This is a genomic window from Citrobacter sp. Cf132 (assembly GCF_030333885.1).
Lineage (GTDB): Bacteria > Pseudomonadota > Gammaproteobacteria > Enterobacterales > Enterobacteriaceae > Citrobacter > Citrobacter freundii.
The window spans coordinates 1-13,304 of record NZ_JAOWFA010000054.1 but is presented as its reverse complement, the minus strand read 5'-3'; the positions used below and the strand labels follow the sequence as shown (position 1 = coordinate 13,304).

Here is a 13,304-nt window from a genome sequence, read left to right as displayed (position 1 = left end):
ACAACATGAGCGTTAATAATGCCGGTTATATTATCGGTGCGTACCCCTGTGCACCCTCATTTCACCAAAAGAGTGAAGAGGAAGAGAAGGAATTCTGGCGACAGCTCGCCGATACTCCGGATATTCGCGGTCTGGAGCAGCCCTGCCTTGAACATCTTCACCCGTTAGGCGACGAATGGTTATTACGTCATACGCCGGGCGACTGGCAAATCGTAGTCACCGCCATTATGGAAACCATGCGCCGTCGCGGCGCAAACAGCGCTTTTGGGCTGGCCTCCAGCGACGAAGAACAGCGTAAAACCTGCGTGGCGTATTACCGTCATCTGCAGCAGAAAATCAACCATATCAATACGGCACACGCCGGAAAAGTGATTGCGCTGGAACTGCATGCCGCCCCCAATGCCAGCAACCCAAATGTTGCACAGGCCACCGACGCGTTTGCCCGTTCGCTGAAAGAAATTACCTCCTGGGACTGGTCCTGCGATCTGGTGCTGGAACATTGCGACGCCATGACCGGCATTGCGCCGCGCAAAGGCTTTCTGCCGTTAGACAATGTGCTGGAGGTCATTGCCGGGTATGACATCTGCGTGTGCATTAACTGGGCGCGATCGACCATTGAAGGGCAGAATCCCGCCCTGGCGCTGGCCCACACGCAGCAGGCCAAACGGGCTGGAAAACTGGGCGCGCTGATGTTCTCCGGTACCACGCTTGCGGGGGAATACGGCGAGTGGCAGGACTTACACGCGCCGTTTGCCCCATTCTGCCCACAAAGCCTGATGACCACCGACCATGCCCGCGAATTATTCGCCTGCGCAGAAGCCGAACCACTGCAATTTGCCGGTATTAAATTGCTGGAAATAAACGCCAATGCAGATGTGAACCATCGCGTAGCAATATTGCGCGACGGTATCGCCGCATTAAATAAAGCAAAACTATAAAAATAAAATACTACTCTACGAGAATATTAATATGAACATGACCTCTCGCCCTACACTCAAAGATATACCCCGTCAGCGCTGGCTGCGGATTATTCCACCTATTCTCATCGCCTGTATTATTTCTTATATGGACCGCGTCAATATCGCTTTCGCGATGCCGGGCGGAATGGATGAGGAATTAGGTATTTCCGCCACCATGGCAGGACTGGCTGGCGGTATTTTCTTTATCGGTTATCTGTTTTTACAGGTTCCCGGCGGAAAAATTGCCGTTCACGGTAGCGGCAAGAAATTTATCGGCTGGTCGCTGGTTGCCTGGGCGGTTATTTCCGTCCTCACGGGGTTAATCACTAATCAGTACCAACTGCTGGTTCTGCGCTTTTTACTCGGCGTTGCCGAAGGCGGCATGCTGCCGGTGGTGCTGACGATGATCAGTAACTGGTTCCCCGACGCCGAGCGTGGTCGCGCCAATGCGATTGTGATTATGTTTGTGCCGATTGCCGGGATCATTACCGCTCCGCTCTCGGGCTGGATTATCACCGTTCTCGACTGGCGCTGGCTGTTCATCATTGAAGGTTTGCTTTCCGTCGTTGTACTGGTGTTGTGGGCCTATACCGTTTACGACCGTCCACAGGAGGCGCGCTGGATCTCTGAGGCCGAGAAAAATTACCTGGTCGAAACGCTGGCCGCCGAGCAAAAAGCCATTGCCGGAACGGAAGTCAAAAATGCCTCTCTGGGCGCGGTGCTTTCCGATAAAACCATGTGGCAGCTCATCGCGCTGAACTTCTTCTATCAGACCGGGATTTACGGTTACACCCTGTGGCTGCCGACCATCCTCAAAGAGTTGACGCACAGCAGCATGGGACAGGTCGGTATGCTCGCCATTCTGCCGTACGTCGGGGCCATTGCCGGGATGTTCCTGTTCTCTTCTCTCTCTGACCGCACCGGTAAACGCAAGCTGTTCGTCTGCCTGCCGTTGATTGGCTTTGCCCTGTGCATGTTCCTTTCCGTGGCGCTGAAAAATAACGTCTGGCTGGCTTATGCCGCGCTGGTCGGCTGTGGCTTCTTCCTGCAATCGGCAGCGGGCGTGTTCTGGACCATTCCGGCGCGTTTGTTCAGTGCGGAAATGGCCGGTGGCGCGCGTGGAGTCATCAACGCGCTGGGCAACCTCGGCGGCTTCTGCGGCCCTTATGCGGTCGGCGTACTCATCACCCTGTATAGCAAAGATGCGGGGGTTTACTGCCTGGCTATCTCACTGGCTCTGGCCGCGCTGATGGCGCTGCTGCTGCCAGCCAAATGCGACGCCGGTGCCGCTCCGCTAAAGACACTGAATCCACATAAACGTACAGCGTAAAACAATGCCCGGTGGCGCTGCGCTTACCGGGCCTACAGGTAGCAACCGTCCCAGGCCGGATAAGCGCAGCGCCATCCGGCAAAAATGAGATAACAAGATGAGTGAGAAAGAGACCTTCTGGCTGGGTATTGATTGTGGCGGTACGTATCTGAAAGCCGGGTTGTATGACGCCAAAGGTCATGAACATGGCATTAACCGGCAATCGTTGCAGACCGCATCGCCATTGCCCGGTTACGCCGAACGCGATATGCACCAGTTGTGGCAACAGTGTGTAGCCACGATCGCCGGGCTGTTAGCGCGCACCGGCGTCTGCGGCGATCAAATCAAAGGCGTCGGTATTTCCGCTCAGGGCAAAGGCCTGTTCCTTCTCGATAAGCAGGATAAACCGCTGGGCAATGCCATCCTCTCTTCCGACCGCCGGGCGATGGACATCGTTCAGCGCTGGCAGCAGGATGGGATCCCTGAGCAGCTCTACCCGGTCACCCGCCAGACATTGTGGACCGGGCATCCGGCATCATTGCTGCGCTGGGTGAAAGAGAATCAACCTCATCGTTACGCGCAAATTGGCTGCGTCATGATGGGCCATGACTATCTGCGCTGGTGCTTAACCGGCGTCAAAGGCTGTGAAGAGAGCAATATTTCCGAGTCGAACCTCTACAACATGGCTTCGGGTCAGTACGACTCGCGCCTGACCCAGTGGCTGGGCATCAGTGAGATCGACAATGCGCTACCACCGATTGTCGGTTCAGCAGAAATATGCGGGGAAATCACCGCTCAGACAGCCGCCATAACCGGTCTGGCGGCGGGCACGCCCGTCGTCGGCGGACTGTTTGATGTGGTTTCCACCGCACTCTGCGCCGGTATCGAAGATGAATACACCCTCAACGCGGTGATGGGTACCTGGGCCGTCACCAGCGGGATCGCTCACGGTCTGCGCGACCACGAGGCCCATCCCTATGTTTATGGGCGCTATGTCAACGACGGGCAGTACATCGTTCACGAAGCCAGCCCGACCTCTTCCGGCAATCTGGAATGGTTTACCGCCCAGTGGGGCGAACTCTCTTTTGCTGAGATCAATCAGGCCGTCGCCAGCTTACCGAAAGCCGGTAGCGAGCTTTTCTTCCTGCCCTTTTTGTACGGCAGCAACGCCGGGCTGGAGATGACCAGCGGCTTTTATGGCATGCAGGCAATACACACTCGCGCCCACTTATTACAGGCCATCTACGAAGGCGTGGTTTTTAGCCACATGACCCACCTCAACCGCATGCGCGAACGTTTTACGAAGGCGCATACCCTGCGCGTCACCGGCGGTCCGGCGCACTCCGACATCTGGATGCAAATGCTGGCAGACGTCAGCGGTTTACGTATCGAATTGCCGCAGATTGAAGAGACCGGTTGCTTTGGCGCTGCGCTCGCCGCCCGCGTCGGCACCGGCGTTTATTCCAACTTCAGCGACGCCCAGCGCAGCCTACAGCACCCGGTACGCACGCTATTGCCGGACGCCGCCGCGCAGGCGAGCTACCAGCGTAAATACCGCCAATACCTGGATTTAATTACCGCACTACAGGGCTACCACGCCCGCATTAAGGAGCACGAATGATGAGTCGACCATTACTGCAACTGGCGCTCGACCACACCAGCCTTGAAGCCGCACAACGCGACGTCGCGCTGCTACAAGAGAACGTCGATATCGTTGAAGCGGGGACGATTCTCTGCTTAACCGAAGGGCTAAGTGCCGTGAAAGCCCTGCGCGCTCAGTGCCCGAATAAAATCATCGTCGCCGACTGGAAAGTGGCCGATGCGGGCGAAACCCTCGCGCAGCAAGCCTTTGGAGCAGGTGCCAACTGGATGACCATTATCTGTGCTGCGCCCCTGGCGACGGTAGAGAAAGGTCATGGCATCGCGCAGTCCTGCGGCGGTGAAATTCAGATGGAGCTGTTCGGTAACTGGACGCTGGATGATGCCCGCGACTGGTATCGCGTTGGCGTTCGCCAGGCGATTTACCATCGTGGCCGCGATGCTCAGGCCAGCGGACAACAGTGGGGAGAAGCAGACCTGGCGCGCATGAAGGCGCTTTCTGATATTGGTCTGGAACTGTCGATTACCGGTGGGATCACGCCCGCCGATCTGCCGTTGTTTCGCGAAATTAACGTCAAAGCTTTTATTGCCGGGCGCGCGCTGGCGGGAGCGCAAAACCCAGCGCAGGTTGCTGGCGAATTCCATGCGCAAATCGACGCCATCTGGGGAACACTGCATGCGTAATCATCCATTAGGTATCTATGAAAAAGCGCTGGCGAAAGACCTCTCCTGGCCGGAACGGCTGGTGCTGGCAAAAAGCTGCGGTTTTGATTTCGTCGAGATGTCGGTGGATGAAACCGATGAACGTCTGTCGCGTCTCGACTGGAGTCCGGCTCAGCGCGCATCGCTAGTGAGCGCGATGCTGGAAACCGGCGTAGCGATCCCGTCAATGTGCTTGTCCGCCCACCGTCGTTTTCCCTTTGGCAGCCGCGATGAAGCCGTGCGTGAGCGGGCGCGAGAAATAATGAGCAAAGCCATTCGTCTGGCGCGCGACCTGGGTATTCGCACCATTCAGTTAGCCGGTTACGACGTCTATTACGAAGAACATGACGCAGGAACGCAGCAGCGCTTTGCCGAAGGACTGGCATGGGCAGTCGAGCAAGCCGCCGCCGCGCAGGTGATGCTGGCGGTAGAAATCATGGATACCGCGTTTATGAACTCGATCAGCAAGTGGAAAAAGTGGGATGAAATGCTGTCATCGCCGTGGTTCACCGTTTATCCGGACGTGGGCAACCTCAGCGCCTGGGGGAATGACGTCACTGCCGAATTGACGCTGGGCATTGACCGCATCGCTGCTATCCATCTGAAAGACACGCTGCCGGTAACCGAAACTCATCCGGGCCAGTTTCGCGATGTGCCGTTTGGCGAAGGGTGCGTGGACTTTGTTGGCATCTTCAAAACGCTGCATCAGCTGAACTATCGCGGGTCGTTTCTGATTGAAATGTGGACTGAAAAAGCGAAAGAGCCGGTACTGGAAATTATCCAGGCACGGCGCTGGATAGAAGCACGCATGCAGGAAGGAGGATTTCCATGTTAGAACAACTGAAAGCCGAGGTGCTGGCGGCAAACCTGGCGCTCCCGGCTCATGGCTTAGTCACCTTTACCTGGGGCAACGTCAGCGCAGTGGATGAAACACGTAAACTGATGGTGATTAAGCCATCCGGCGTGGAATATGAGGTGATGACCGCCGACGACATGGTGGTAGTGGATATTGCCAGCGGCAACGTAGTGGAAGGCAACAAAAAACCGTCGTCCGACACACCAACCCATCTGGCACTGTATCGTCGTTATCCACAGATCGGCGGGATCGTCCATACCCATTCTCGCCACGCGACGATCTGGTCGCAGGCGGGTCTGGATCTCCCAGCATGGGGCACCACGCATGCCGATTATTTCTATGGTTCTATTCCGTGTACGCGTCTGATGACCGCTGAAGAGATCAACGGCGAATATGAATATCAAACCGGAGAGGTGATCATTCAGACCTTCGAGCAGCGCGATCTCAATCCGCTGCAGGTTCCGGCGGTATTGGTGCACTCCCACGGACCGTTCGCCTGGGGTAAAGACGCCGCAGACGCGGTGCATAACGCTGTGGTGCTCGAAGAGTGCGCCTACATGGGGCTGTTCTCTCGCCAGTTAGCCCCGCAATTGCCGGATATGCAGTCTGAGTTGCTGGATAAACATTATCTGCGCAAACACGGGGCGAATGCGTATTACGGACAATAACAGGTCAGGCGCTATTGATATGTTCTTTGCAATAGCGCCGTTTCCACGCCGCGGGCGTCAGGCTGGTGTGCTTGTGGAATATTTTGCGAAAATACCCCACATCATTAAATCCACATTTCATCGCCACTTCGGTTAGCGACAGCGAATCGCTGATTAACAGTTTTTCTGCCGCCCTTACCCGCTGACGGTGCAACGCTTCGGTTAGCGTCAGCCGGAAAGCCCCACGGAAAACGCGCCCCAGATAGTCCGCATTGCAATGCAGCTCTTTCGCCAGTGTTGAAGCACTAATCGGCAGGTGGAACCGGGTGTGAATGATTTGCTGCGCTTTCCAGGCTAGCGCATTACCGGGGCTTTCGGCGAGGTGCTCGCTGGCAGCCGCAGAAATTTGCTGCAAAATTAGCAGCAGGATCAGTTCCAGCGCCATGCTGCGATGAATATTTTCCTGCTCGCGTAAGAACTGGCGAAACAGCGAAATAATATATTGGGGCTCGCCCACCTGGGTATGCTGAGGTATAGCAAGTAACGATCCTGCTATTGATGGTTCATTTTCTGCTGTCACCTCAAAGTGCAACCAGTAAAATTTCAAATCAGCCGGAAATTGCCCAACGCCAATATGCAAGCGCTGCGGCCACAGCAGCAAACTTTCTCCGGCATTCACGCAAAAAACTGTCTGACCTTCGCGAATTGTTAATGTCCCTTTTTCAACAAAGATAATTTCCCAGGATTGCAATCGTCGCGCAGGATGACTGCCTACGCCCCGGGAAATAAATAGCCCACCATTTTGCACTTTAATCGGAAGAAACATGGATAATTCGGGCATATATATTCAAATTCCCGCTTTCTACATTATTTAAACCGCTCTTTATCATTGATTATTTACGATAAATCCGCTTTCCGCTGGATCGAAATCACATTTTTATAATGAAGTCGGAATTGTCATCTTTTTATACTTTTCTCTTCCCTTGTTGACCCAAAAATTTCGTGCAGAATAAATAACGTATTTTGCAAATTACAAACAAATAACCCGCAACGTAGCGGGATACTTTCTGAACATCCTCTCCGGGAGTTATTTATGACTTCGGCTCCGATTACAACATCTGATTTGGCACAGCGCGCCCAGGACGACAAATTATCCCTGCGTGAAAAAATTGGTTATGGGCTAGGCGATGCTGGCGGGACGGTAATTACCTGCCTGATCATGAACTTCCTGACATTTTTCTACACCGATGTCTTCGGGTTAACGCCTGCGCTAGTCGGCACATTATTTATTGCCCTGCGTGTATTTGACGCCATTTCCGACCCCATCATGGGCGTGCTGGCCGACCGTACGCAAAGCCGCTGGGGGCGCTTTCGCCCGTGGCAACTGTGGGTTGCGATTCCGATCGGTATTATTGGCGTGCTCACTTTTACCGTCCCGGACGCCAGCATGGGGGTCAAGATCGCCTGGGCATTCGGCACCTATCTCCTGCTCTCTGTCGGCTATACCGCCATCAACGTACCGTATTGTGCGCTGATCAACACCATGACGACCCGCCATAACGAGGTGATCGCCTGTCAGTCCTGGCGCTTTGTGCTGTGCGGCGTGGCGGGATTCCTGGTTTCCGTTGGTCTGCCGTGGATGGTGGATATTCTGGGTCAGGGCAATGCCGCGCAGGGTTATCAGTTTGGCGTGGGCATCCTGTGTGCCATCGCGGTGGTGATGTTCCTGTGCTGTTTCTTCTGGGTTCGCGAGCGTGTGCCGCTGGCGATGATGGGGAAATTTACCCTGCGTGAACACATTGGCGGGCTGCGCAAAAACGATCAGCTATTGTTGATGCTGGTAATGTCTTTCCTGCTGATCAACGTCTTTAATATTCGCGGCGGCGGGTACATGTATTTTATTACCTACGTGCTGGAAGGCAGCACCGCCTATACGTCGCTGTTTTTCACCATGGTCACTTTCGCGTCCATCATCGGTTCAGTGATCGTCAGCCCCCTGACCCGCCGCATCGATACCGTCCAACTCTATTACTACACCAATCTGGTGCTGACGGCCCTGGCGATACTGATGTGGTTCCTGCCAACCGGCCCGGCTTATCAGACGCTGTGGCTGGCAGTCATCCTCGGTAACGGCATTATTTTAGGCTTCACGCTGCCGTTGCACTTCTCACTGATGGCCTTCGCCGACGATTACGGCGAGTGGAAAACCGGCGTACGTTCCTCCGGCATGAATTTCGCCTTCAATCTGTTCTTCATCAAGCTGGCCTGGGCCTCAAGTGCGGGGATCATCAGCCTGCTGTTTATTTTTGTCGCCTATCAGCCAGGCGCTGGTAACCAAACCGCCAGCTCGCTGCAAGGAATTACCGCGATGGAGACGCTGCTTCCCGCACTGTTCCACCTGCTGTTGGCGCTGTCCATCCGCATCTGCAAACTCAATAATCCGATGATGTCGCGCATTGCCACCGATCTGCGTCAGCGTCATGTACAGCCTTAAGGAGCACGAAATGAACGTACTGGAAGTCGACCTGCATAAGCTCACCGTCAGCGATCCGTTCCTCGGACAATATCAGCAGTTGGTGCGTGACGTGGTGATCCCCTATCAATGGGATGCGCTCAATGACCGCATTGCAGAGGCGGAACCAAGTCATGCGATAGAGAATTTCCGTATCGCCGCGGGCCTGCAGGATGGCGAATTTTACGGCATGGTTTTTCAGGATAGCGACGTAGCAAAGTGGCTGGAGGCCGTTGCCTGGTCCCTGTGCCAGAAACCCGATGCGGAACTTGAAAAAACGGCCGATGAAGTCATTGAATGGTGGCGGCCGCCCAGTGTGAAGACGGCTATCTCAATACGTACTTCACAGTGAAAGCACCGGATGAACGCTGGACCAACCTCGCCGAGTGTCATGAGTTGTACTGTGCAGGTCATTTGATCGAAGCAGGCGTCGCGTTCTTTCAGGCGACGGGTAAACGCCGTCTGTTAGAGGTGGTGTGTCGCCTGGCAGATCACATCGACAGCGTGTTTGGACTCAGGGAGAATCAACTGCGCGGCTACCCAGGACACCCGGAAATCGAGCTGGCGTTGATGCGCTTATACGAAGTGACCCAGCAACCACGCTATATGGCGCTGGTAAATTACTTTGTGGAACAGCGCGGCGCACAGCCCCATTTCTATGACGAAGAGTACGAAAAGCGCGGCCAAACCTCTTACTGGCATACTTACGGTCCGGCATGGATGGTGAAGGATAAACCTTATAGCCAGGCTCATCAGCCCATTTCAGAACAGCAAACGGCGATCGGGCATGCGGTGCGCTTTGTCTACCTGATGACCGGCGTCGCTCATCTGGCACGCTTAAGCCAGGACGAAGGCAAGCGTCAGGATTGCCTGCGTCTGTGGAAAAACATGGCCCAGCGCCAGTTGTACATTACCGGCGGGATCGGTTCACAAAGCAGCGGCGAGGCGTTTAGCAGCGATTACGATCTGCCCAACGACTCCGTGTATGCGGAAAGCTGCGCCTCTATCGGCCTGATGATGTTCGCCCGCAGAATGCTGGAAATGGAAGCCGACAGCCAGTATGCCGACGTGATGGAGCGCGCCCTGTATAATACCGTATTGGGCGGGATGGCGCTCGATGGCAAGCACTTCTTCTATGTGAACCCGCTGGAAGTACATCCTAAATCATTAAAATTCAATCATATTTATGACCACGTGAAACCTGTTCGTCAGCGCTGGTTTGGCTGCGCCTGTTGCCCGCCGAATATCGCCCGCGTGTTAACCTCAATTGGCCACTACATCTATACACCGCGTCAGGACGCGCTGTATATCAATATGTACGTGGGCAATAGCATGGAGGTCCCTGTTGTAAACGGCTCGCTTAAACTGCGTATTAGCGGAGATTACCCATGGCATGAGCAGGTAAAAATCACCATCGAATCACCGCAGTCGGTTTATCACACCCTGGCTCTGCGCCTGCCAGACTGGTGCTCCGCGCCACAGGTTTTGTTGAATGGTCAGCCGGTTGAGCAGGATATTCGCAAAGGCTATTTGCACATCAGTCGAACCTGGCAGGAAGGCGATACGCTCAGTTTGACCCTGCCAATGCCGGTGCGTCGGGTATACGGAAATCCATTAGTGCGTCATGTTGCCGGTAAGGTCGCCATTCAGCGTGGGCCACTGGTATATTGCCTGGAGCAGGCCGACAACGGCGAGGAATTGCATAATCTGTGGTTGCCAAAAGAGAGTGAGTTCAGAGTATTCGAAGGTAAGGGATTGTTCAGCCATAAAATGTTAATTCAGGCTGAAGGTGTGAAGCAAAGTGCAGCCGATGCAGCACAACAATCGTTGTGGCACTACGATGTTTCCCCAACTTCACGTCAGGCGCATACATTGATGTTTATTCCGTGGTTTAGCTGGGCAAACCGTGGTGAAGGCGAAATGCGTATCTGGATAAACGAGCAGTAATAATAAGGCGGATGGCGGCGGTTAGCCCCCATCCGTCAATGTCTTATGAAAAGATTGCCCTCCTCCCTGAGGACAAACGGGTGAGAATCAGAAACGCCAGGTCAGACCGGACATAAAGGTAAAGCTGTCATCGCGATCAACCATCGGGCTATTTTTAATGTCATCCGGCAGTGCGCTGTAATTGGCGCTTGCCAGCAGCGTCAGGTTAGTGGTCAATGCGTATTTAGCGGACAGGCCAACATACGGTGTCCAGCTATCGCCTGGGGAATAGCTTGATAAGCCACTACGACGGGACTCATTACCCGATATGCCGTAGTAGTATTCATTGAAGTTTTCGTCATAGTAGAGCACGCCAATCGATGGCGTCAGCGTCAGTTTGCCCATCGGCATTGGACGGAACAGTGAAACTTCCCCTACCCAGCCATTACTGTTGTCCAGCACATCCGCAGCGGCGGAGACTTTCACGCTACCCCATCTTTCATGGTGATACCACGCGGCACCCGCCATTGCAGTTGCGTCACGCTTATCCAGCTTTTTCATCGCATGATCGTCATTATCGCCGGGATCAAACTCAAGCGGCATATAAGAGGCAGTAATACTAAATTCATTACTTTCACTCTTAGACAAAATATAACCTAGCGTTGTTTGCCTAAAATAAAATGATTCACTTTCGTAACTGACTAGCGGTACTGCGTGAACATTATCATTATACCCGCGATAAGGTGATTCATTATATACAGCACCAGCGCCAATTGAAAACTCTGCGGCAGTTGCACTCGCCATAAAAGAAAAGGCGAGCAGCGCCACAATATTGTGTTTAATTAACATGCCAACATTCCATTTTAAAATAAGCTACAAAACTGGTGCATAATAATGCTTACAATTTCATCGGTGCAAGGTTCATATTTATATAGTAATATATAAAAAATTATATATATTGGGCTTGGCGATGAATAAATTACAACTTAAACACCGGGAGTTGAAGATTATTTCGGTAATCGCTGCCAGTGAAAATATCAGTCATGCCGCGACTGTTCTCGGCATCGCACAGGCCAACGTCAGTAAATATCTTGCTGATTTTGAATCAAAAGTTGGATTAAAGGTGTTTGACCGCACCACCCGGCAACTGACCCTCACGCCGTTTGGTATAGCGTTACTTCCTTACATCAATGACATGTTAGACAGAAACGAGCAGTTAAATAATTTCATTGCTGATTATAAGCACGAGAAACGTGGAAAAGTAACGGTATATGCACCAACCGGAATTATCGCTTACTTATCGCAACATGTTATTGCAAAAATTATGGATATTGGCGATATCAGTCTGGTGCTAAAAACCTATAACCTGGAACGTAAAGCCTTTTATGAAGGAGTCGAATTTCCAGATGACTGTGATGTTTTAATTACTTATGCACATCCAAAAGATGAATCTTTGGTCGCCAGTTTTATTACCAAATATGTGGTTACCGCTTTCGCCAGTAATCAATACCTGGCCCAACATCCCATCAGCACTCCTGAAGAACTTGAGCATCACTCCTGTATTCTGATTGATTCCATGATGATTGATGATGCTAAGGAAGGTGCGAATAAGCAGGTCATTTCTTCCCAAGCTGACTCGCTGATTAAAATTTCGCGGATCTGGGCCGATTTTTTTCCCGCAAACACATCGAATCAGCCTATTTAGGCTATTTTTTCCACCATTTCTGGCGTTATTTCCGGTTTTTACTGAGATCTCTCCCACTGACGTATCATTTGGTCCACCCGAAACAGGTTGGCCAGGGTGAATAACATCGCCAGTTGGTTATCGTTTTTCAGCAGCCCCTTGTATCTGGCTTTCACGAAGCCGAACTGCCGCTTGATGATGCGAAACGGGTGCTCCACCCTGGCACGGATGCTGGCTTTCATGTATTCGATGTTGATGGCCGTTTTGTTCTTGCGCGGATGCTGCTTCAAGGTTTTTACCCTGCCGGGACGCTCGGCGATCAGCCAGTCCACATCCACCTCGGCCAGCTCCTCGCGCTGTGGCGCTCCTTGGTAGCCGGCATCGGCTGAGACAAATTGCTCCTCTCCATGAAGCAGATTACCCAGCTGATTGAGGTCATGCTCGTTGGCCGCGGTGGTGACCAGGCTGTGGGTCAGGCCACTCTTGGCATCGACACCAATGTGGGCCTTCATGCCAAAGTGCCACTGATTGCCTTTCTTGGTCTGATGCATCTCCGGATCGCGTTGCTGCTCTTTGTTCTTGGTCGAGCTGGGTGCCTCAATGATGGTGGCATCCACCAAAGTGCCTTGGGTCATCATGACGCCTGCTTCGGCCAGCCAGCGATTGATGGTCTTGAACAATTGACGGGCCAGTTGATGCTGCTCGAGCAGGTGGCGGAAATTCATGATGGTGGTGCGATCCGGCAGGGCGCTATCCAGGGATAATCGGGCAAACAGGCGCATGGAGGCGATTTCGTACAGGGCATCTTCCATGGCACCGTCGCTCAGGTTGTACCAATGCTGCATGCAGTGAATACGCAGCATGGTCTCCAGCGGATAGGGCCGTCGGCCATTGCCCGCCTTGGGATAAAACGGCTCGATGACAGCGGTCATATTCTGCCATGGCAGAATCTGCTCCATGCGGGAGAGGAAAATCTCTTTTCGGGTCTGACGGCGCTTAGTGCTGAATTCACTATCGGCGAAGGTGAGTTGATGGCTCATGATGTCCCTCTGGGATGCGCTCCGGATGAATATGATGATCTCATATCAGGAACTTGTTCGCACCTTCCCT

General features: G+C 53.3%; 10 protein-coding genes and 2 pseudogenes. 9 read left to right on the top strand and 3 right to left on the bottom strand.

Annotation, left to right across the window (positions count from 1 at the left end; all coding sequences use genetic code 11):
• The first annotated feature begins 5 nt into the window (after positions 1–5).
• The 6 genes from OGV85_RS11390 to araD all read left to right on the top strand — a co-directional run bounded on the left by OGV85_RS11390 (position 6) and on the right by araD (position 6,093).
• Positions 6–938, top strand: a complete 933-nt coding sequence (locus OGV85_RS11390) for a DUF4862 family protein (RefSeq protein WP_061547440.1) — start codon at positions 6–8, stop codon at positions 936–938.
• A 31-nt stretch (positions 939–969) separates the two neighbouring features.
• Positions 970–2,289 (top strand): MFS transporter, encoded by a 1,320-nt coding sequence (locus OGV85_RS11385; protein WP_003837687.1) that lies wholly within the window; start codon positions 970–972, stop codon positions 2,287–2,289.
• Between the two features lie 97 nt (positions 2,290–2,386).
• A complete protein-coding gene (locus tag OGV85_RS11380; RefSeq protein ID WP_061547439.1) occupies positions 2,387–3,889 on the top strand; it encodes an FGGY-family carbohydrate kinase in 1,503 nt (500 codons plus the stop codon).
• Positions 3,889–4,551, top strand: coding sequence for a 3-keto-L-gulonate-6-phosphate decarboxylase UlaD (ulaD, locus tag OGV85_RS11375; RefSeq protein ID WP_044700504.1), 663 nt, complete (start codon positions 3,889–3,891; stop codon positions 4,549–4,551). Before OGV85_RS11380 ends, ulaD begins: the two co-directional genes overlap by 1 nt.
• The gene (locus OGV85_RS11370; protein WP_003024218.1) at positions 4,544–5,404 is read left to right on the top strand and encodes an L-ribulose-5-phosphate 3-epimerase; all 861 of its coding nucleotides are present in this window, start codon (positions 4,544–4,546) and stop codon (positions 5,402–5,404) included. The genes ulaD and OGV85_RS11370 overlap by 8 nt, the downstream gene beginning before the upstream one ends.
• On the top strand, positions 5,398–6,093 hold the full coding sequence (araD, locus tag OGV85_RS11365; RefSeq protein WP_003024215.1) for an L-ribulose-5-phosphate 4-epimerase: 696 nt from the start codon (positions 5,398–5,400) through the stop codon (positions 6,091–6,093). Before OGV85_RS11370 ends, araD begins: the two co-directional genes overlap by 7 nt.
• 4 nt (positions 6,094–6,097) lie before the next feature.
• Here araD and OGV85_RS11360 read toward each other — a convergent pair whose 3' ends face one another.
• The gene (locus OGV85_RS11360; protein ID WP_286553565.1) at positions 6,098–6,913 is read right to left on the bottom strand and encodes a helix-turn-helix domain-containing protein; all 816 of its coding nucleotides are present in this window, start codon (positions 6,911–6,913) and stop codon (positions 6,098–6,100) included.
• A 252-nt stretch (positions 6,914–7,165) separates the two neighbouring features.
• Between OGV85_RS11360 and OGV85_RS11355 the strand changes: the two genes are divergently transcribed.
• Together OGV85_RS11355 and OGV85_RS11350 are read left to right on the top strand one after the other, a co-directional pair.
• Positions 7,166–8,566 (top strand): MFS transporter, encoded by a 1,401-nt coding sequence (locus OGV85_RS11355; RefSeq protein WP_032950504.1) that lies wholly within the window; start codon positions 7,166–7,168, stop codon positions 8,564–8,566.
• A 10-nt stretch (positions 8,567–8,576) separates the two neighbouring features.
• A pseudogene (locus OGV85_RS11350) lies at positions 8,577–10,531 on the top strand (glycoside hydrolase family 127 protein).
• 87 nt (positions 10,532–10,618) lie between these two features.
• On the opposite strand, the gene OGV85_RS11345 reads toward OGV85_RS11350, so the two are convergent.
• Entirely contained in the window at positions 10,619–11,359 is a 741-nt protein-coding gene (locus OGV85_RS11345) for a MipA/OmpV family protein (RefSeq protein ID WP_003024206.1), read from the bottom strand.
• Between the two features lie 121 nt (positions 11,360–11,480).
• Here OGV85_RS11345 and OGV85_RS11340 point away from each other — a divergent pair.
• Positions 11,481–12,104: pseudogene (locus tag OGV85_RS11340) on the top strand (LysR family transcriptional regulator); the annotation flags it as partial.
• A gap of 149 nt (positions 12,105–12,253) precedes the next feature.
• Here the strand turns inward: OGV85_RS11340 and OGV85_RS11335 are convergent.
• Complete coding sequence (locus OGV85_RS11335; RefSeq protein WP_000019450.1) at positions 12,254–13,234, bottom strand: IS5-like element ISKpn26 family transposase; 981 nt, start codon at positions 13,232–13,234, stop codon at positions 12,254–12,256.
• Between the last annotated feature and the right edge of the window lie 70 nt (positions 13,235–13,304).

Excerpts from the sequence above, each read along its gene's own strand:
- araD (WP_003024215.1), top strand. The coding sequence starts at position 5,398 with ATGTTAGAACAACTGAAAGCCGAGGTGCTGGCGGCAAACCTGGCGCTC.
- OGV85_RS11385 (WP_003837687.1), top strand. The coding sequence starts at position 970 with ATGAACATGACCTCTCGCCCTACACTCAAAGATATACCCCGTCAGCGC.
- OGV85_RS11360 (WP_286553565.1), bottom strand. The coding sequence starts at position 6,913 with ATGCCCGAATTATCCATGTTTCTTCCGATTAAAGTGCAAAATGGTGGG.
- OGV85_RS11355 (WP_032950504.1), top strand. The coding sequence starts at position 7,166 with ATGACTTCGGCTCCGATTACAACATCTGATTTGGCACAGCGCGCCCAG.
- OGV85_RS11370 (WP_003024218.1), top strand. The coding sequence starts at position 4,544 with ATGCGTAATCATCCATTAGGTATCTATGAAAAAGCGCTGGCGAAAGAC.
- OGV85_RS11335 (WP_000019450.1), bottom strand. The coding sequence starts at position 13,234 with ATGAGCCATCAACTCACCTTCGCCGATAGTGAATTCAGCACTAAGCGC.
- OGV85_RS11345 (WP_003024206.1), bottom strand. The coding sequence starts at position 11,359 with ATGTTAATTAAACACAATATTGTGGCGCTGCTCGCCTTTTCTTTTATG.
- ulaD (WP_044700504.1), top strand. The coding sequence starts at position 3,889 with ATGAGTCGACCATTACTGCAACTGGCGCTCGACCACACCAGCCTTGAA.
- OGV85_RS11380 (WP_061547439.1), top strand. The coding sequence starts at position 2,387 with ATGAGTGAGAAAGAGACCTTCTGGCTGGGTATTGATTGTGGCGGTACG.
- OGV85_RS11390 (WP_061547440.1), top strand. The coding sequence starts at position 6 with ATGAGCGTTAATAATGCCGGTTATATTATCGGTGCGTACCCCTGTGCA.